Origin of the sequence: Pseudomonas sp. BF-RE-25, assembly GCF_019956105.1 — a bacterium.
In the GTDB taxonomy this organism is placed as follows: Bacteria; Pseudomonadota; Gammaproteobacteria; order Pseudomonadales; family Pseudomonadaceae; genus Aquipseudomonas; species Aquipseudomonas migulae.
On the sequence record NZ_JAHBDB010000066.1, the window covers coordinates 163,806 to 183,927 of the forward strand.

The 20,122-nt window shown below is 59.2% G+C and carries 15 protein-coding genes; 7 read left to right on the forward strand and 8 right to left on the reverse strand.

Going from position 1 to position 20,122, the window contains the following annotated elements:
• Positions 1–90 precede the first annotated feature (90 nt).
• The gene (pdxY, locus tag KGB24_RS25255) at positions 91–963 is read left to right on the forward strand and encodes a pyridoxal kinase PdxY (protein ID WP_008041336.1); all 873 of its coding nucleotides are present in this window, start codon (positions 91–93) and stop codon (positions 961–963) included.
• 115 nt (positions 964–1,078) lie between these two features.
• Here pdxY and KGB24_RS25260 read toward each other — a convergent pair whose 3' ends face one another.
• Positions 1,079–1,561, reverse strand: a complete 483-nt coding sequence (locus KGB24_RS25260) for an acyl-CoA thioesterase (RefSeq protein WP_008027457.1) — start codon at positions 1,559–1,561, stop codon at positions 1,079–1,081.
• Between the two features lie 202 nt (positions 1,562–1,763).
• Here KGB24_RS25260 and KGB24_RS25265 point away from each other — a divergent pair, with 202 nt between their 5' ends.
• Positions 1,764–3,527, forward strand: a complete 1,764-nt coding sequence (locus tag KGB24_RS25265; protein WP_008027455.1) for a cation:proton antiporter — start codon at positions 1,764–1,766, stop codon at positions 3,525–3,527.
• Positions 3,528–3,548: 21 nt separating this feature from the next.
• On the opposite strand, the gene KGB24_RS25270 is transcribed toward KGB24_RS25265, so the two are convergent.
• The 4 genes from KGB24_RS25270 to uvrD all read right to left on the reverse strand — a co-directional run bounded on the left by KGB24_RS25270 (position 3,549) and on the right by uvrD (position 7,925).
• On the reverse strand, positions 3,549–3,956 hold the full coding sequence (locus tag KGB24_RS25270) for an SMI1/KNR4 family protein (RefSeq protein WP_003187120.1): 408 nt from the start codon (positions 3,954–3,956) through the stop codon (positions 3,549–3,551).
• A 137-nt stretch (positions 3,957–4,093) separates the two neighbouring features.
• Positions 4,094–4,966, reverse strand: coding sequence for a Tim44 domain-containing protein (locus KGB24_RS25275; protein ID WP_223415546.1), 873 nt, complete (start codon positions 4,964–4,966; stop codon positions 4,094–4,096).
• Between the two features lie 178 nt (positions 4,967–5,144).
• A complete protein-coding gene (locus KGB24_RS25280; protein WP_007934436.1) occupies positions 5,145–5,585 on the reverse strand; it encodes an EamA family transporter in 441 nt (146 codons plus the stop codon).
• A gap of 156 nt (positions 5,586–5,741) precedes the next feature.
• A complete protein-coding gene (gene uvrD, locus KGB24_RS25285) occupies positions 5,742–7,925 on the reverse strand; it encodes a DNA helicase II (RefSeq protein ID WP_223415547.1) in 2,184 nt (727 codons plus the stop codon).
• Between the two features lie 258 nt (positions 7,926–8,183).
• Here uvrD and KGB24_RS25290 point away from each other — a divergent pair, with 258 nt between their 5' ends.
• A complete protein-coding gene (locus tag KGB24_RS25290; protein WP_223415548.1) occupies positions 8,184–11,051 on the forward strand; it encodes an EAL domain-containing protein in 2,868 nt (955 codons plus the stop codon).
• Positions 11,052–11,110: 59 nt separating this feature from the next.
• On the opposite strand, the gene KGB24_RS25295 is transcribed toward KGB24_RS25290, so the two are convergent.
• A complete protein-coding gene (locus tag KGB24_RS25295) occupies positions 11,111–11,425 on the reverse strand; it encodes a hypothetical protein (protein WP_223415549.1) in 315 nt (104 codons plus the stop codon).
• Positions 11,426–11,778: 353 nt separating this feature from the next.
• Here KGB24_RS25295 and hexR point away from each other — a divergent pair, with 353 nt between their 5' ends.
• Both hexR and KGB24_RS25305 read left to right on the forward strand, forming a co-directional pair.
• Positions 11,779–12,645: a transcriptional regulator HexR gene (hexR, locus tag KGB24_RS25300; protein WP_008027445.1), complete on the forward strand. Its 867-nt coding sequence runs from the start codon at positions 11,779–11,781 to the stop codon at positions 12,643–12,645.
• A gap of 189 nt (positions 12,646–12,834) precedes the next feature.
• A complete protein-coding gene (locus KGB24_RS25305; RefSeq protein ID WP_008030742.1) occupies positions 12,835–13,044 on the forward strand; it encodes a PA3496 family putative envelope integrity protein in 210 nt (69 codons plus the stop codon).
• Here KGB24_RS25305 and KGB24_RS25310 read toward each other — a convergent pair.
• Positions 12,986–13,948 carry a LysR family transcriptional regulator gene (locus tag KGB24_RS25310; protein WP_109626852.1) on the reverse strand — a complete coding sequence of 321 codons (963 nt, stop codon included), beginning with the start codon at positions 13,946–13,948 and terminating at the stop codon, positions 12,986–12,988. The genes KGB24_RS25305 and KGB24_RS25310 overlap by 59 nt on opposite strands.
• Before the next feature lie 190 nt (positions 13,949–14,138).
• On the opposite strand from KGB24_RS25310, the gene KGB24_RS25315 reads away from it, so the two are divergent.
• Both KGB24_RS25315 and oadA read left to right on the forward strand, forming a co-directional pair.
• Positions 14,139–15,554, forward strand: coding sequence for an acetyl-CoA carboxylase biotin carboxylase subunit (locus KGB24_RS25315; protein WP_008030739.1), 1,416 nt, complete (start codon positions 14,139–14,141; stop codon positions 15,552–15,554).
• 11 nt (positions 15,555–15,565) lie between these two features.
• The gene (gene oadA / locus KGB24_RS25320; protein ID WP_008030738.1) at positions 15,566–17,374 is read left to right on the forward strand and encodes a sodium-extruding oxaloacetate decarboxylase subunit alpha; all 1,809 of its coding nucleotides are present in this window, start codon (positions 15,566–15,568) and stop codon (positions 17,372–17,374) included.
• A 79-nt stretch (positions 17,375–17,453) separates the two neighbouring features.
• Here oadA and KGB24_RS25325 read toward each other — a convergent pair whose 3' ends face one another.
• Positions 17,454–19,787: an autotransporter domain-containing protein gene (locus KGB24_RS25325; protein ID WP_223415550.1), complete on the reverse strand. Its 2,334-nt coding sequence runs from the start codon at positions 19,785–19,787 to the stop codon at positions 17,454–17,456.
• Between the last annotated feature and the right edge of the window lie 335 nt (positions 19,788–20,122).

The window sequence follows — 20,122 nt, forward strand, 5'->3', positions numbered from 1 at the left end:
CTTAACTGCGTCGCCGGTCTGTCGTACAGGCTGCGTTTAGTCGCATACTGCGCGGCTTGAATTTCAATCGGTTTACGGAAAACTCACCGCATGAAACGTACGCCCCATCTGCTCGCCATTCAGTCCCACGTGGTGTTCGGCCACGCTGGCAACAGCGCCGCGGTTTTCCCGATGCAGCGGGTCGGGGTGAATGTCTGGCCGCTCAATACCGTGCAGTTCTCCAACCACACCCAATACGGGCAATGGGCGGGCGACGTGCTGGCACCGCAGCAGATTCCCGAATTGGTCGAGGGCATCGCAGCGATTGGCGAGCTGGGCAATTGCGATGCGGTGTTGTCCGGTTACCTCGGCAGTGCAGCCCAGGGCCGGGCGATCCTGACGGGCGTGGCGCGGATCAAGTCGATGAATCCCAAGGCACTGTATCTGTGCGACCCGGTGATGGGCCATCCAGAGAAGGGTTGCAGCGTGCCGGCCGAAGTCAGCGATTTTCTGCTGGAAGAAGCGGCAGCCATGGCGGACTTCATGTGCCCGAACCAACTTGAGCTGGACAGCTTCTCGGGCCGCAAGCCGCAGTCGCTGTTCGATTGCCTGGCCATGGCGAAAGCGTTGCTGGCACGCGGTCCGCAGGCGGTGCTGGTCAAGCATCTGGCCTATCCCGGCAAACCGGAGGATGTGTTCGAAATGTTGCTGGTGACGAGCGAAGGCAGCTGGCACCTGCGACGTCCAATGCTGGCGTTTCCGCGTCAGCCGGTGGGCGTTGGCGACCTGACATCCGGCCTGTTTCTGGCGCGTGTACTGTTGGGCGACAGCCTGGTGGCGGCGTTCGAATTTGCTGCGTCGGCGGTGCATGAAGTGCTGCTGGAGACCCAGGCGTGCGCCAGCTACGAGTTGGAGCTGGTGCGGGCGCAGGACCGTATTGCGCATCCGCGAGTGCGGTTTGAGGCCACCGCGATCAGCCTTTAAAAGCTTCGCGGGCAAGCCTCGCTCCTACAAGTTCAAGCCGTACACAAAACGTGTGAATGACTTTGACTTGTAGGAGCGAGGCTTGCCCGCGAATGCGATTTAACGGTCAAACGTATCAGGCGTCGCCCTTGATCTCCTGATACCGCTTTTCCAGCTCCTGACGAATCTGCCGACGCTGCTGGGCCTGCATGTAGCGGCGTTTGTCTTCGCTGTTCTGTGGTTGCAGCGGCGGTACGGCGGCCGGTTTACGGTCGTCATCCACCGCAACCATGGTGAAGAAGCAGCTGTTGGTGTGGCGCACCGAGCGCTCGCGGATGTTTTCGGTCACCACCTTGATGCCGACCTCCATGGAGGTGTTGCCGGTGTAGTTGACCGACGCCAGGAAGGTCACCAGTTCGCCGACATGGATCGGCTCGCGAAAAATCACCTGATCCACCGACAGGGTCACCACGTAGCGGCCGGCATAGCGGCTGGCGCAGGCGTAGGCCACTTCGTCCAGGTACTTGAGCAAGGTGCCGCCGTGGACATTGCCAGAGAAGTTGGCCATGTCGGGAGTCATCAGTACCGTCATCGACAGCTGGGCGTTTCCGGGTTCCATAACGTTCTCACGGTTCAAGGCAGGTTTCGGAGGAGTGCACCTCTGCGGGTGCCTGTTCGGTTTTTTTCAAACCACAGTTATCGGGACGCCGGGCGGGTGATCGCCGTCACGCCGGATCGATCTGTTTCCATATATTGCACCGCCTTTCTGGCGGAAGTCGCGGTGTTAACCTCCGAAAGTCGACCTTAAGGAGCCCCACGCCATGCATGCCATCAGTTTTATTCAGGATCTGGCAGTGATCATGCTGGTCGCAGGCGTGGTGACCGTACTGTTTCACCGCCTCAAACAACCGGTCGTCCTCGGCTACATCGTCGCCGGGTTCATCATCGGCCCGCACACGCCCCCCTTCGGCCTGATCCACGACGAAGAAACCATCAAGACCCTCGCCGAACTCGGGGTGATTTTCCTGATGTTCTGCCTGGGCCTGGAGTTCAGCCTGCGCAAACTGTTCAAGGTCGGCGCCACGGCGTTTATCGCGGCGTTCCTGGAAATCGTGCTGATGATCTGGATCGGCTACGAAATCGGCCGCTGGTTCGACTGGAACACCATGGACTCGCTGTTCCTTGGCGCGATCCTGGCCATCTCTTCGACCACCATCATCGTCAAGGCACTCAATGACCTGAAGATGAAAAACGAGCGCTTCGCGCAGCTGATTTTCGGCGTACTGATCGTCGAGGACATTCTCGGCATCGGCATCATTGCCTTGCTGTCGAGCATCGCGGTCAGTGGCACGGTCAGTTCCGGCGAAGTGTTTTCCACGGTCGGCAAGCTCTCGCTGTTCATGATCGTCGCGCTGGTGATCGGGATTCTGCTGGTGCCGCGCCTGCTGGCCTACGTGGCCAAATTCGAAAGCAACGAGATGCTGTTGATCACCGTGCTGGGCCTGTGTTTCGGCTTCTGCCTGTTGGTGGTCAAGCTCGAGTACAGCATGGTGCTCGGCGCGTTCCTGATTGGCGCGATCATGGCCGAGTCGCGGCAATTGCTGAAGATCGAGCGACTGATCGAGCCGGTTCGCGACCTGTTCAGTGCAATCTTTTTCGTCGCCATCGGGCTGATGCTCGACCCGATGATCCTGCTGCAATACGCTTGGCCAATCGCAGTCATTACCGTCGCTGTGGTACTCGGCAAGATGCTGTCCTGTGGCCTCGGCGCCTTTATCGCCGGCAATGACGGACGCACCTCACTGCGCGTGGGGATGGGTCTTTCGCAGATTGGCGAATTCTCTTTCATCATCGCGGCACTGGGGATGACCCTGCAGGTCACCAGCAACTTCCTCTACCCGGTCGCCGTGGCGGTGTCGGTGATCACTACGCTGCTGACGCCGTATCTGATCCGCGCGGCTGATCCGCTGTCGATCAAACTGGCTGGCGTGATGCCGCAGCGGTTGGGCCGCGTATTGGGGATGTATGGCGAATGGCTGCGCAGCATCCAGCCTCAAGGCGAGGGCGCGCTATTGGCGTCGATGATCCGGAGGATTCTGTTGCAGGTGGGGGTCAATCTGGCGCTGGTGATTGCGATCTTTTTCTCGGGCGCTTTTTTTGCCGAGCGGATGTCGCCTTATTTGCAGGACTGGATCAGCGACCCGAGCTGGCAGAAGGCGTTGATTTGGGGAGGGGCATTGCTGTTGTCGCTGCCGTTCCTGATCGCCGCCTATCGCAAGCTCAAGGCGCTGTCGATGTTGTTGGCGGAGATGGGCGTGAAACCGGAGATGGCCGGCCGTCACACGCAGCGAGTGCGTCGGGTGATCGCCGAGGTGATCCCGATCCTTTCGCTGTTGGTGATCTTCCTGCTGTTGGCAGCCTTGTCGGCCAGTATTCTGCCGACCAACAAGTTGCTGGTGTTGATTGTCGTGGTCGCGGCCGCCGTGGCGGCGCTGCTCTGGCGCTGGTTCATCCGCGTGCACACGCGGATGCAGGTGGCCTTGCTGGAAACCCTGGACAATCACAAGGAATCTTCGGGGCATTGACCACGCGGCGCGTCAGACGGCTCAGCTCTCCAGCCAGACGTCTCGTGCCCAGTGCCACACCGATTCCCAGGTTTCTTCGGCGATCAGCTCTTCTTCAGCTTGCCACAGCACTACAGTGCCGTCTTCTTCGACGCAGTAGTAGTCGTCACCGTCCTGGCAGATCGGGATCAGGCTGCGATCGACACCGGCGTCCCAGGCGTTGGCGGCAACGTCCGGCAGGTAGGTGTGGGATTGCGGGTCGGTGACGGTCACCGGCTCCAGGCTGCCGTAGACCACGTCGCTGACGGTCAGCAAAAATTCTCTGAAAACAAATGGGATGTCGATGAACAGTTGTTCTTCGATTTCGACCAGCAGATCTTCGTCGGGCAGCTCCAAGGGGACCGGTACCGGTTCGTTGGCTTCACGCAGTTGTTCGATGATTTCTTCCACGTCCGGGATCCTCTTGCTTGTATGGCGCGGTTTAGTTGGGGCGGTTTATACAGTAGCTCGCTATAGATGCAACCGTGAAATAGAAAACCCCGGCCGAGGCCGGGGTTTTTGTTGCGACACATTTAACGCAGGTCGGTTCAGCCGTTCTGGCGGATACCGGCAACCAGCCAAGGCTGGTTTTCGCCCTGTGGACGTTCCATGTTCCAGCTTTCACTGAACACTTCGCCCTGGTCGAAACGCGAGGTTTTCGACACGCCGCTGAAGGTCAGGGTGGCGATGGTCTTGTCGGCGCGATCATCGACGCCATCCAGTTGAACATTGAGGTTATCAATGTAGGTGGACTGGAAACCCTCACCCAGATCGGCACGTTCGCGCTTGAGGAACTCAAGCAGCTGCGGGGTCACGAACTCGGCGATCTTGTCCATTTCGTTGGCGTCCCAGTGTTGCTGCAGGGACTGGAAGTGGTTGCGGGCCGCTTCAATGAAGTTCTTTTCATTGAACCAGGCTGGCGCGTTGATGACCGGACGGGCGGCAGCCGGAGCGGCCGAACCACCGAAGATCGAGCCCATGGCGCTTGGCTTCTGCTCGAACACTTCACGCTGCATCGGTGCGCCAGCCGGAGCCAGGTGCTCCTGTTGCTTGCGACGACGAGCGGCGATGAAACGGAAGACCAGGAAGGCAATGACGGCCATGATCAGGATGTCGAAGAACTGCATGCCCTCGAAGCCGCCGCCCATGAACATGGAAGCCAGCAGGCCACCGGCCGCGATACCGGCCAGAGGGCCGAGCCAGCGCGAAGCACCGCCGGCCTTGGTGGCAGCGCCAGCGGCACCGGCCGCGCCCGCAGTGGCAGCAGCGCCACCTGCAGCAGAAGAAGGAGCCATTTGGCTGGTCTGGTGAGTCGGCGCAGCGCCGGAGCTCTTGCCGCCACCAAAGCGCTTGGCGTTGGCATCGAGGCTCATCGTCAGGCCGATGCACAACGCCATGGCGATGCTAAGAAAACGTTTCATAAAGGGAATTCCCATTTGTGGATGGCACGCGCGCCATGTTGCACAGCTGAAGTGTTACTGGCTAGCGGCAGAGTGTTTCGGGCTTTTGCCTGACAGGTCGTGTTCAGCTTCAGTCAGGGCAATAAGGCCTGTTAACTTCGGTCCGTAGGACGAGTGGATAGGTTCTGTAGGAAGGGGCCTAGCGTCGTAGCGCAAGCATGACCACACCGGCCGTGATCAGGCCGATTCCGCCCCATTGGCGCAGGTCGAGTTTTTCACCCAGCAGGATCACGCCGAGCACCGCCACCAGTACCACACTGAGTTTGTCCACCGGAGCGACCAGCGAGGCCGGCCCCAGTTTCAATGCGCGGAAGTAGCAGATCCACGAGGCGCCGGTGGCCAGTCCCGACAGCAGCAGGAACAGGTAGCTCCTGGCCGAGATCGATCCTAATGATTGATATTGGCCCGTGGCGTACAAAATCAAGGCCAGGCTGACCAACACCACCACGGTGCGCAGCAACGTGGCGAAGTCGGAGTTGACGTTTTCGATGCCGATTTTGGCAAAGATCGCGGTCATGGCGGCAAAAGCTGCCGACATCAGGGCCCAGAATGTCCAGGAAGAAAAGAAGCCTGAGCCCATGGTTCGCGCCTTTATAAGATCAACCAGCCGAAGTGGATTAAACACAAACCCCTGTGGGAGCGAGCCTGCTCGCGAAAGTTGCACCTCGGTTTATCAGGTATACCGCGGTGCCCTCAATCGCGAGCAGGCTCGCTCCCACAGAAAAGCCGATAGCCCTTAGACCGCTTCCAGTTTGGCGTAACCCAACATCAGCCACTTGCTGCCTTCGCTGAAGTTCACCTGCACCCGGGCCTGCGCGCCGGCACCTTCGAAGTTCAGGATCACGCCGTCGCCAAACACCGAATGCCGTACGGTCTGACCGAGGCTGAACCCGGTGTCGGGAATCTCGCTGCCGCCAAACAGGCTGCTGGAACTCTGCTGCTGGCCGCCGCCAAACGGGCGACTGACACTGTTGGACAGGCGCACTTCCTGAATCAGGCCTTTCGGCACTTCACGTACGAAACGCGACACCTTGTTGTAGGTTTCGCTGCCATACAGGCGTCGGGTTTCAGCATAGGTCATCACCAGGTTCTGCATCGCCCGGGTAATGCCGACGTAGGCCAAACGGCGCTCTTCCTCAAGACGACCCGGCTCTTCCAGGCTCATCTTGTGCGGGAACAGGCCTTCTTCCATGCCCACCAGGAACACGTAAGGGAATTCCAGGCCTTTGGCGCTGTGCAACGTCATCAGCTGAATGCTGTCTTCGTGCTCATCGGCCTGAGTGTCACCCGCCTCCAGCGACGCATGACCGAGGAACGCCGCCAGTGGGGTCAGGTCCTCGTCTTCTTCAGCGTTCTCGAAGTTGCGCGCTGCGCTGACCAGCTCCTCAAGGTTTTCTACCCGAGCCTGGCCTTTTTCGCCTTTTTCCGCTTCGTGATAGGCAATCAGTCCGGACTGCTCGATGACGGTCTGGGTCATCAGGTGCAGCGGCATTTCCATGCACTTGGCGGCGAGGTTCTCGATCAGCTCGATAAACGCGCCAAGCGCACCTGCTGCGCGACCGGTCAGGCCTTTATTGGCAACCAGCAAGCGCATGGCTTCCCACATCGACACATCACTGTGGCGCGCATGGTCGCGAATCGCTTCAACGGTTTTCTCGCCGATGCCGCGCGCCGGAACGTTGATCACCCGCTCCAGTGCTGCATCGTTGCCACGACCTTCCAGCAAGCGCAGGTAAGCCATGGCGTTTTTGATTTCAGCCCGCTCGAAGAAGCGCTGACCGCCATAGATGCGGTACGGGATGCGCTCGCGCAGCAAGGCTTCTTCCAAAACGCGGGATTGGGCGTTGGAACGGTACAAAATCGCGATATCGCTGCGAGCCAAGCCGGTTTTCAGCGCGCTTTCGATGGTTTCCACCACGTAGCGCGCTTCATCGTGTTCGTTGAACGCCGCGTACAGATTGATCGCTTCGCCTTCGCCGCCGTCGGTCCACAGCTCTTTGCCCATGCGCCCGGTGTTGTTGGCGATCAGGGCGTTGGCTGCCTTGAGGATACCGGCAGTGGAGCGGTAGTTCTGCTCCAGACGAATGGTTTCGGCGTCCGGGAAATCGTCGGAGTACTGATAGATGTTCTCGATTTTCGCGCCGCGCCAGCCGTAGATCGACTGATCGTCGTCGCCTACCACCATCAGGCTGTCGCCGCCCTTGGCCAACAGTCGCAGCCAGGCGTACTGCACGGCGTTGGTGTCCTGGAATTCGTCCACCAGAATGTGCCGGAAGCGCTTCTGATAGTGCGCCAGCAAACCCGGGTGATCGCGCCACAGGTCGAGGGCACGCAGCAGCAATTCGGAGAAATCGATCACGCCAGCGCGCAGGCACGCGGCCTCGTAGGCCTCATAAATGCTGCGCATGGTCGCCAGGAACAGGTCGCCGCTGGCTTGAATGTGTTGCGGACGCAGACCTTCGTCTTTCTGCCCGTTGATGAACCACTGGGCCTGACGGGCCGGCCAGCGTTGCTCGTCCAGACCCAATTCGCGAATAACGCGTTTGACCAGGCGTTGCTGGTCGTCGCTGTCGAGAATCTGGAAGGTCTGGCTCAGGCCGGCTTCCTGCCAGTGCGCCCGCAGCAAGCGGTGCGCCAGGCCGTGGAAAGTGCCGACCCACATGCCGGCCGGGTTAATACCCATCAACTGCTCGATGCGATGGCGCATCTCGGCAGCGGCCTTGTTGGTGAAGGTCACCGACAGGATTGAGTGGGGCGAGGCGTTTTCGACCTGGATCAACCAGGCGATACGGTGCACCAGCACTCGGGTTTTACCGGAACCAGCACCGGCCAGGACCAACTGACGACCCACGGAGGCAGCTACGGCCTGGCGTTGGGCATCGTTGAGGGAGTTCAGCAGAAGGGAGAGATCATCGCGCATCGGGGCATTCTAGGGGGCGGCGCCACACCGGGCAAACCCCGCTTTGCTTTAGCTGATGAAAGATACGCGAAGGACGACTGGTCGGTCACTGGCTGCAGGCGTTGACGGGGCTCGCTTCCAGCGTTTTCAGGGGGTAAAAGGGTTCCGGGCTTTTGCAGAAATTATGATCTGGAGCAGTTTGGTAAGGGCATTGGCTTGTGTATGCTCCGTCCACGTTTCGGGCTCATGCTCATCATTATAAGAACAAGAACATTGCCTATGACCCTCAGCTCCGACCTGTCGGGCCCCACTGTGGAGCCCCGGGTTATCCGCAAACAGTACGCCATGGAAATGGCGGTCGAGCGCACGCGCCTGCTTTATCAAGGCTCGCTGCTGCCGACGCTGTTCATGCTGATCAATGGCCTGGTGTGTGCGGGATTGCTCTGGAGTCCGCAGCGCTACTTCCTGGTCAGCGTCTGGCTGGTGTGGCTGTTGTCGCTGGTGGCGCTGCGGGTGATTCAGGTCGCCGCTTTCGATTCGGCCATTCCCAACCGACAGGCCCATCCGGTCTGGCGTCGCATGTTTTTGCTCGGTTCGGCCATGACCGGCCTGACCCTGGCCGGCGCCGGCATTGCCCTGGTGCCCGCCGACAATTTCATCCAGCAAGCCTGGGTGTTCGGCCTGATCGGCGCCGCAGCCCTCTCGGCCAGCGTCGCTTACGCCGTCAGCCTGCCAGCATTCCTGTCCTTCACCTTGCCGTGTCTGTTACCGGCCATCGCCTACCTGTTCTGGGGCGGTGACGAGCAGGAGCAGGGCTGGGGCTGGTTCGGCCTGATTTTGCTGGGGGCGTTGAGCGTGGTCGCCTGGCAGGTCAATCGGCTGATTGATCGCGGGTTGTTGCGCCGCTTCCAGAATCAGGCATTGATCGAGCACTTGCAGCAGGCCCAGAGCCGTAGCGACCAGTTGAACCATGATCTTGCCAAAGAAATCGATCAGCGCCGTCGTGCCGAAGACGAGTTGCGAGAAATTCAGATTGGTCTGGAAAGCCGCGTCGCCCAGCGCAGCCTGGAGCTGGATGCTGCCAACCAGGCCCTGAGCAAAAGCGAGGCGCGCCTGGCGCTGGCCTTGAAGGCCAGTGAACTGGGGCTGTGGGACTGGAACCTGCAAACCGACGAAGTCCATCACACCCATATTCAAGAGTTGTTTGGCCTGGAGCCGGAATTCGTGACGGCCATGCTGCGTCACCTCAAGCCGCGCCTGCATCCCGAGGACTTGCCGTCGCTGAGGCGTGCACTGGTCGAGCATCTGAAGGGCCGCAGCGAGGACTATCAGATCGAATACCGCGTGCGCCATGGCGATGGTCATTGGGTCTGGATCGAGGACCGCGGTCGAGCGGTGGAGCGCAGTGACGGCGGTCGGGTGATCCGCATGGTCGGCACCCGCCGCGACATCAGTGCCAGCAAGATGCTGGAAGCGCAGCAGCAACTGGCGGCGACGGTGTTCGAGGCCGCCAGCGAAGGCATCATGATTTTCGATCCGAATTACGCACTTATCGCGGTAAACCAGGCGTTCAGCCGCTTAACGGGCTACGACATCGACGACATGCTCGGGCGCAGCGTCGTGGAACTGCCGTGCAGTCGCGATGCCCGTCGCCACTACGGGGCGATTCATCAGGCGCTGGAGCAACACGGCAGTTGGCAGGGCGAGCTGGTGGAAACGCGCAAGAACGGCGAGCTGTATCCGCAATGGCTGCAATTGAACGCCGTGCGCGATACGCGGGGAAATGTCAGCCATATCGTCGGCTTCTTCGCCGATCTCTCGGCGCGTCGCGAATCCGAAGAGCGCATGCGTTACCTGACTCACTACGATGAACTGACTGGCCTGGCCAACCGTTCGTTGTTCCGCGAAAGGTTGCGTGAAGCCCATCAGCGCGTGCGCCAGGGCGGGCGCAGTCTGGCGTTGTTGCACATCAACCTTGATCGCTTCAAGTTGCTCAACGACAGCCTTGGCCATGAAATCGCCGATCAGCTGTTGCAGAAAATGGCCCGGCGGCTGGTCAACGCACTGCCGGAAGCAGACACCATCGCCCGATTGTCCGGCGATGAGTTCGCCGTGCTGTTCGACGCTTACGGCAACCTTTCGAGCCTGGCGCGGGTGGCGACTCGCCTGTCGGCCAAGCTGCGTTTGCCGGTGACGGTTGAGGGGCATGAGCTGGTGGTCAGCGCGTCCATGGGCATCAGCATGTTGCCGGACAACGCACGGGAAATCTCCGCGCTGGTGAGTCAGTCGAACATGGCCATGCAACACGCCAAACACTTGGGCGGCAACAATTTCCAGTTCTACACCGACAGTCTGCAAGCCAGCACGCTTGAGCGCTTGCAGCTGGAAAACCATCTGCGTAAAGCCATCGAAGAAAAACAACTGAAAGTGTTTTACCAACCCAAGCTTTGCCTCGCCACAGGCCGGCTGAATGCCGCCGAGGCATTGGTGCGCTGGGACCACCCGACCATGGGCCGCGTGCCGCCGTCGGACTTCATCGGTCTGGCCGAGGAAACCGGGCTGATCGGCCCGATCGGTGAGTTCGTGTTGCGTCAGGCGTGCTGGCAAGCCTGCGAATGGCAACGTCAGGGGCTGGAACCGATTCGGGTGTCGGTCAATTTGTCGGTGCATCAATTGCGCCAGGGCAAGCTGGTCAGTCTGGTGCGTCAGGTATTGGAAGAAACCGGCCTGGCACCGCACTACCTCGAACTGGAGCTTACCGAAAGCCAGTTGCTGGACAGCGTTGAGCACATCATCGCGACGTTCCAGCAGCTGCGTGATCTTGGGGTGAAGCTGGCCATCGACGATTTCGGCACCGGCTATTCGTCCCTGAGCTACCTCAAGCGCATCCCGGTGGATTACGTGAAGATCGATCAGGCATTCATTCGCGGCCTGGGGGAGGGGAGCGTGGATGCGGCGATCACCCGGGCGATCATTGCGATGGCCCACGGGTTGTCGTTGAAGGTGGTGGCTGAAGGCGTGGAGCGGTCGGAGCAGCTTGAGTTTTTGCAGGCTGAGCGCTGCGATGAAGTGCAGGGGTATTTGATCAGTCGCCCGATAGAAGCGGGTGGGTTGGCGGACCTTCTGCGAGCGCAATCCGCCTACTGAAGGTGTGTCGCACAATCACACCTTCCCGCCACTAAAGTGATGGGAAGGTGTTTATAGACTTAGTTTGTAATCAGAACTTTATCGATGTGGTGAATTTTTTCACCTTTATAGAAAATGCTCACGCCGGAAACATTGGAGTTGCCCAGCGATTTATATTCGACAACTTTGTCTGTTTCAACTTGCAGCGAAATTTCGTTGGAGTTTTCAAGAATCAACTCCAGTCGCAGATCAAAGGATTTATCCTGAAGATCGGTCAATACCAGCTTAGGGGTAATGCCTGTGTGTGCAACGGTTACGGTGCCGAAGGCGCGAAAAGAAGCGGCGCCAGGCATACGGTCAATTTGTGCGGTCCAGTCTTTGGTTTTAATGCTCATAGTGTGTGACTCCTTTAATTAAGTTTGATTGCTTCCTGCACGATCAAGGTAACTAGGCGAAGTTGTTTTTGGAAGAGGGTTGTTATTTGTATTTGTAAGTTTGAGTGTTTTGTTTTTTTGCTCTTATAGCAACTAAGGCCCTGCTACTTTGAGTGAGTCGATCAGGGAGGGTTGTTAGCCTAAGGGTGTGCTTCGGTTGCGTTGCCGCTCTGATAATGAGTGCTACATGAAGCGCGCACGCCTGAAAACGAGGGATTCGGTTGCGCATTGAGCAGGCAAAAAGCCGATTCATGTAGTATAACTACAAGCTTGCTACATCCCCGGCGCCTGCCAATAACAAAGAGTCCAGCCCCTTGAATCTGCTGCAACACATCGCCCAGTCACGCCACCTGTTACGCAAGTCGGAGCTCAAGGTCGCCGACCACGTGCTGCTTGACCCGGCGGCGGTGATGCACAGCTCCATGGCCGACCTGGCCCACAGCGTGGGCATCAGCGAGCCGACCATCGTTCGGTTCTGCCGCGCCATCGGTTGTTCCGGGTTTCAGGATCTGAAACTGAAGCTGGCGCAAAGCCTGGCCGCCGGTGCGAGCTTCGGCCAGTTCGCGATCCATGAAGACGATTCGGTCGCCGACTACAGCCTGAAGATTTTCGACACCACACTGCACACCCTGATGGAGGTTCGCGAGAAGCTCGACCCGGTGGAGTTGCAGCGAGCGGTATCGCTGATGTCCCAGGCCCAGCGTGTCGAGTTTTATGGCTTTGGCGCGTCAGGTGCGGTGGCGGCGGATGCCCAGCACAAATTCTTCCGTTTGCTGCTGACGGCAGCCGCGTATTCCGACCCGCACATGCAGGCGATGTCGGCGGTCACCTTGAAGCCGACTGACGTGGCGATCTGCATTTCCCAGTCCGGGCGTTCCAAGGATCTGTTGATTACCGCGAATCTGGTGCGTGAAAGCGGCGCCTCGTTGATCACCTTGTGCCCGAGCCAGACACCGTTGGCCGAGCTGTCGACCGTCAACCTGGCCATCGACGTGCATGAAGACACCGAAATCTATACACCGCTGACCTCGCGCATCGCTCATTTGGTGGTTATCGATGTGTTGGCGATGGGCGTGGCCATGGCGCGCGGGCCGAGCCTGGTCAACCACCTCAAGAGCGTCAAGCGCAGCCTGCGCAGCTTGCGGTTGTCGCCCAAATCGGTGAAAGCCCTGGACGACTGATTCGTCTTGAGGGCGTCTTCGCGGGCAAGCCTCGCTCCTACAAATTACACATACCCTGTAGGAGCGAGGCTTGCCCGCGAAGGCGTCCTCAAACATGACAACTTTCATCTGCCTGTAACGCACAAGCCGCCAAACCGTCATCCCTCGCGCCCATCCTGTAACTCCCGTAATCGCCTTGGGAGACTCGAAATGGCCCAGCCCTACGAAGAACGCAACAGCGCCGTCAAAACCCGTCGTCAGCAAGAAGACCAGCGCCGCATGGAATTTCGCCGCGCTATCGAAGATCGCTGCGAACGCCGTCAGTTGCTGGCCGAGATCGGTGATTTTCCCGAGCTGGAACTCAACTACTGGCAGGCAGCTCCCGCAACTTCCCGTCGAAACGCTCAACCAGGGCGCTGATCTGCACCCGTTCGCTGCGGATAAACGCAAGGAATGCGTGGGCCACCGGCGACAGCCGTTTGGCCTTGGCCTGCACCAGGCACCAGCTGCGAAACAGTGGCAGTTCTTCGACCGGTAACTCGATCAGTCCGCCGGTCGCCAACTCCAGGTTCAGGGCGTGGCGCGTCAACAGCGCGACGCCCAGACCCGCCAGCACGCATTCACGCTGGGCTTCAGCCGATGAGACCTCTTGGGTCTGGTTGAAATGCACGCGCTTCTCTTTGAAATACTCTTCGCACGCCAGTCGCGTACCCGAGCCGGGCTCGCGCAATAGCAGCGTGTAGGGTTCGAGGTCCTGCAAGCGCAACGGTCCCATATGGCACAGCGGATGATCCGGCGGCGCCACGGCCACGATTGGATTGTTGAGGAACGGCAGGAACTCCAGCCCCATGTCCTGCGGCACCATGGACATGATCACCAGGTCGTCGCGGTTGTCGGAGAGACGGCGGATCACTTGCCCACGGTTGACCACCGTCAGTTGCAGGTTCACTTCCGGATGCTGGCGCTTGAACGCGGCAAACAGGTGCGGCACGAAATACTTGGCGCTGGATTCCACCGCCAGTTTCAGTTGCCCCTGCAGTGATCCCTGCATGTCCGACAGCTGCATGTCGAGGTTTTCCAGGCGCCCGAAAATATCCCGGCTGGCCCGCTGAAGCGCTTCAGCCGCTTCGGTCATGTAGAGTTTTTTGCCGACGTAATCGAACAAAGGCTGACCAATCAGCTCCTCAAGTTGACGAATCTGCAGGCTCACGGCAGGTTGTGTGAGCGACATTTCGTCCGCCGCACGGCTGTAAGACCGTAAATCACAGACCTCATTGAAGATCTGCAATTGACGCAATGTCATACGCATCAATGACTTACGCATTATCTGAAAGCTCCCGCCGCAGGCTGATGCATCAACTATAAGTCTTTACTTATGCCTGACCCAATAATTAATCATTTTTGTTAATCCCTTGCGGGGGATAGTGTGGGTCTGCGACTGAATTGAAACATTTGGTCACGCGTCGACCTGGTCTAGCAGGTCGTGGGTACCACCGGCTCAAGGGAAACTCCAAGTGATAACAAAGATCCTGATCGCCAACCGTGGTGAGATTGCCGTACGAATCGTGCGAGCCTGCGCCGAGATGGGCATTCGCTCGGTTGCGATCTATTCCGACGCCGACCGCCATGCCTTGCATGTGAAGCGTGCGGATGAAGCCCACAGCATCGGTGCCGAGCCACTGGCCGGTTACCTGAATGCGCGCAAGCTGGTGAATCTGGCAGTAGAAACCGGTTGTGATGCGTTGCATCCCGGCTACGGTTTCCTTTCGGAAAACGCTGAGCTGGCAGACATCTGCGCAGAACGCGGCATCAAGTTCATCGGTCCATCGGCTGAAGTGATTCGCCGCATGGGCGACAAGACTGAAGCCCGTCGCAGCATGATCAAGGCTGGTGTACCCGTCACCCCGGGTACCGAGGGCAACGTCGCGGACATCGCCGAAGCCTTGGTCGAAGGCGACCGCATCGGATATCCGGTGATGCTCAAGGCGACTTCCGGTGGTGGTGGCCGTGGTATCCGTCGCTGCGACAGCCGAGAAGAACTTGAGCAAGCATTCCCTCGAGTCATTTCCGAAGCCACCAAGGCCTTCGGTTCGGCGGAAGTGTTCCTGGAAAAATGCATCGTCAACCCGAAACACATCGAAGCGCAGATCCTCGGCGACAGCTTTGGCAATGTGGTGCACCTGTTCGAGCGTGACTGCTCGATCCAGCGTCGCAACCAGAAGCTCATCGAAATCGCCCCGAGCCCGCAACTGACCCCGGAACAGCGCGCCTACATCGGCGATCTGTCGGTGCGCGCAGCCAAGGCAGTGGGTTACGAGAACGCCGGCACCGTGGAGTTCCTGCTCGCCGAGGGCGAGGTGTACTTCATGGAGATGAACACCCGGGTGCAGGTGGAACACACCATCACCGAAGAAATCACCGGCATCGACATCGTGCGTGAGCAGATCCGCATCGCGTCCGGCCTGCCGCTTTCGGTGAAACAGGAAGACATCCAGCACCGCGGTTTCGCGCTGCAATTCCGGATCAACGCCGAAGACCCGAAAAACAACTTCCTGCCGAGCTTCGGCAAGATCACCCGTTACTACGCCCCCGGCGGTCCAGGCGTGCGTACCGATACGGCGATCTACACCGGCTACACCATTCCGCCGTTCTACGACTCCATGTGTCTGAAACTGGTGGTGTGGGCGCTGACCTGGGAAGAGGCAATGGACCGTGGCTTGCGCGCCCTCGACGACATGCGTCTGCAAGGGGTCAAGACCACCGCCGCGTACTACCAGGAAATCCTGCGTAACCCGGAATTCCGTAGCGGCCAGTTCAATACCAGCTTCGTTGAAAGCCACCCTGAACTGACCAATTACTCGATCAAGCGCAAACCCGAAGAGCTGGCCCTGGCCATCGCCGCCGCCATCGCCGCCCACGCAGGCCTGTGAGGAATAGAACAATGAGCAAGCAAATCCACGTTACCGACACAATCCTGCGCGACGCCCACCAATCGCTGCTCGCCACCCGCATGCGCACCGAAGACATGCTGCCGATCTGCGACAAGCTCGACAAAGTCGGCTACTGGTCGCTGGAATGCTGGGGCGGCGCGACGTTCGACGCCTGCGTACGCTTCCTCAAAGAAGACCCGTGGGAGCGTCTGCGCCAATTGCGCGCGGCGTTGCCTAACACCCGTTTGCAAATGCTGCTGCGTGGCCAGAACCTGCTGGGCTACCGCCATTACAGTGACGACGTGGTCAAAGCCTTCGTCGCCAAGGCGGCGGTCAACGGCATCGACGTGTTCCGTATCTTCGACGCCATGAACGACGTGCGTAACCTGCGCGTGGCCATCGAAGCGGTGAAAGCCGCCGGCAAACACGCCCAGGGCACCATCGCCTACACCACCAGCCCGGTGCACACCATCGAGGCATTCGTGAACCAGGCCAAGCAAATGGAAGCCATGGGTTGCGATTCGGTGGCAATCAAGGACATGGCCGGCCTGCTGACCCCATATGCCACAGGCGAACTGGTCAAGGCACTGAAAGCCGAGCAGTCGCTGCCAGTGTTCATTCACTCGCACGACACCGCTGGCCTGGCTGCGATGTGCCAGATGAAGGCCATCGAAAACGGTGCCGACCACATCGACACCGCGATCTCCAGCTTCGCTTGGGGCACCAGCCACCCTGGCACCGAGTCGATGGTCGCCGCCCTTAAAGGCAGCGAATTCGACACCGGCCTGAACCTGGAATTGCTGCAAGAGATCGGTCTGTACTTCTACGCCGTGCGCAAGAAGTACCACCAGTTCGAAAGCGAATTCACCGCCGTCGACACCCGCGTGCAAGTCAACCAGGTGCCGGGCGGCATGATCTCCAACCTCGCCAACCAGCTCAAAGAGCAGGGCGCTCTGAACCGCATGAGCGAAGTGCTGGCCGAAATCCCGCGCGTTCGTGAAGACCTCGGTTTCCCGCCGCTGGTAACCCCGACCTCGCAGATCGTTGGCACCCAGGCATTCTTCAACGTGCTGGCCGGTGAGCGCTACAAGACCATCACCAACGAAGTGAAGCTCTACCTGCAAGGCGGCTACGGCAAGGCGCCAGGCACCGTAAACGAAAAACTGCGTCGCCAGGCCATCGGCAGCGAAGAAGTGATCGACGTTCGTCCGGCTGACCTGCTCAAGCCGGAAATGACCAAGCTGCGTGCCGAAATCGGCGCCGTGGCCAAGTCTGAAGAAGACGTGCTGACCTACGCGATGTTCCCGGACATCGGCCGCAAATTCCTCGAGGAACGCGCTGCCGGCACCCTCACTCCGGAAGTGCTGTTGCCGATTCCGGAAGCGGGCGGCGTAGCCTCTGTCGGCGGCGAAGGCGTGCCTACCGAGTTCGTCATCGACGTCCACGGCGAAACCTACCGCGTCGACATCACGGGTGTCGGCGTCAAGGCTGAAGGCAAGCGTCACTTCTACCTGTCCATCGACGGCATGCCGGAAGAAGTGGTGTTCGAACCACTCAACGAATTCGTCAGCGGCGGCAGCAGCAAGCGCAAACAAGCCACTGCGCCGGGCCACGTCAGCACCACCATGCCGGGCAACATCGTCGACGTGCTGGTCAAGGAAGGCGACGTTGTTAAAGCCGGCCAGGCCGTGCTGATCACCGAAGCGATGAAGATGGAAACCGAAGTGCAGGCGGCCATCGCCGGCAAAGTCACCGCCATCCACGTGGCCAAGGGCGACCGGGTCAACCCGGGCGAAATCCTGATCGAGATCGAAGGCTGAGTTAACAGCCTCGATACAACGCTTTAAACCTCGGGGGGGCATGTGCTCCCCTTTTTTTTCGCCCGGGATTTGTGGGGGGTTAGAAGGTCATTCGCCATTGGCCCGTGACGCCATGATTTCGGCTGTCGGTGCCGATCTCCCCGGTGACGCCAACGCCCAGCGTATGCCGCGCCGAAAGCGACAGGTCGAGCCCGGCATCGAGCTTCACGCTGTTGCGATCCAGCGGCGCACCTTCCACGGTGAAACGCGTGCCTCCGGTCGCCAGTTTTTGCCGGGTGTGGCTTAAGACCTCTCCATAGGTATGTTTCCAGCCAGCGCTCAAATGTGGGGTCAACTTGATTCCGTTGTTCAGCGTGTTGAGCTTCGCCACGCGCAGGCCGAAGGTACTGTTGACGTTGTTCCGCGTTTGTCCCAAGACTTTCAGGGTCGCGTCCCCACCTTTTTCCGTATAGCTGTCGCGTTGATAGCGTTGATAGCCGAGGCTGGCGAACGGCTCGATGGTATAGACGTCGCGACCCACGTTGTAACCCACTTCCGCAAAGGCTTGCTGCGTATTGGCGTCGTACTGACCTTTGGGGTTGTCGCTGAATCCATTGAAGGCTACTCGACGTTTAGTGCTGCCATCGTGGCTGCTATGGGAGAGCCCCATACGAAGCGACATCGGTCCATTCTGGCGCAGTGCATAGGCCCCCAAATGCCAGCTATCGAGGCGACCATCGAGTGTGCGGCTATCCAGGCGAGTGTCGGATTTGCCGCCGATCACACCCAGGTGCCATTCCTCATCAATTCTCCAATCTGCGCCTATTACCAGACCCTTGGTGGAATGTTGCAGAGCGTCATAATCACGATCCACTTTTCCACCGTGCCCCAGCGCTTGCAGCCAGACTCTGCCTTCGTTTTCGCTACCGGCAGCCAGACGAGGTGAGCTGCTTCGCCTGCCGGGTTTGCTATAGGCGTTATCCAACTGACGCATGGCCGAAAGCATGCTGGCGCTCACCGGAGCGTCGCTGTTCAGCGTTGTCTTGGCGAGATTGGCGGTGCTGTAACCAGAGAGTTGATCGAGGGCATTGGCCGCAGTATCCACGGTCGAACCGAGCAGGGCGGCAATGGCGGTATTTGCCGAGGCGGCAGGCTCCACAACACTCAGGGCAAAGTTCTCGCTGTTGTTGTCGAGGGCGAAGTAATCCAGTGGCAATTCATTGCGAGCGTATTGCAGCATCACTTCTGTTTCGGACTGGAATAGTTTTGGAGTCAGGTATGCCAGATTGCTGGTGACATGATCGAACTTGCCGTCCACTTTGCTGGCTTGGAGCAGGGTGTATACGTTGCTGGTGGAATAGCTGCCCGGCAGGGCGACGAGATTCAGAGAGGCGTTCTGAAGCTCTGCTACATCGTCGACAACAATGGTCGGCATTTTACCGACGGCAGTTACCCTGTAGGACAGTGTGGCGTCTTCCGTGAGGGTCAGTTCTCCTTTGACGTGGGGCGCCCCCAGCGCCTCAGTGACCATTAACGTGCCCTCTACGAACAGGTCGCGAACTTCACCGTGCCCACCGTAGGTGCCGCCCTCGGAAACGTCGACATCCCCCGCGATACTGCCCATGTTGAACAGCTTCGCACCGTTCAACACTTCTGCTCCTACGTCAAAGTCACCTGTGCCGGTCAAAGACCAGGCACCCTGTGCAACTCGCAACCCAAGGAAGTTACGGGTCTGGCCTAGTATGCCGCCTGCGGGTGAGTCCAGGAGTATGACGTTGTCCCCGCCACCGCCTTGTATTTCCCCTGAAAAACTGGCGCTCTTGTTGAGTATCAACAGGTCATCTTCACCCCCCAGCTCCAGCGAGACGCCGTCAATGCTTGCGTACTGTCCTGACGCAGTAGTGTGCTTGGTAGTGTTGGCTTTTGAAAAATCCTCGAATGTTGGGAAGTAGTCTTCGTCCACGGTTTCGGAGGGGGAGTCAGGTCTCTCGTGCGCCTGATCATGCTGATCCATAACAGGGATCAATTCTCCGATCGCTAACAGGTCATTGATGACCGGCTCAGCGGCGATGCGCTCTGCGACTTTTTCGGGCAGGTTTGGTAAGCGTGAATCGTTGGGAGTTTCGGGAAACTCGTAGAGGTCTGCGTAAAGATCCACAGGTTCTGGAGCCGGTGGTGCGGATACCACCGGAATGGACGATTCTATCGGCTCAGGCGCAGCGGCGTTGACGGCATGCGACATAGGGCCAATGAAATTCTTGATCGCCAGAAGGTCATCTCTTTTAGGCCAAGGCGTTGCACGAGCCTTCTTGGTGGGGGCTTCGATAACGGTATCGAGCTCCGCTTGCTGAGCCATGGACAACTCGATGCTGCCGAGTGTGAGGGCGACCGCCAACGCGATTCGGTGCGGGCGATGAGGGTAAGGCTTGGGCATTGAGTACGACCTCGTTTTTCAGGAGGTCGAACTTTAGGAGGCGGGCCCTGGCCTTGAATGCCGGGCGTTTCCGGCATTTTTGCAGGGTCTTGGACTTTCGGTTGTAGCTAAAATTTAACCTTGAAGTCTAATCGCGCAGTGGCCTTCATGAGTCAGCGTTTTTGCCTACAGCATTTCAGGACTGGTCTGTTTGTTACGGTCTGGAAACTCGTCTACCCACAGCTCATCACGTTGAGCCAAAGGCTATGACGCCCCCGATTCATTGCTCTGGAGGTACTTGTAGGAGCCGGCTTGCCGGCGATGGCGTCCTTGAGATAGCCATCGCCGGCAAGCCG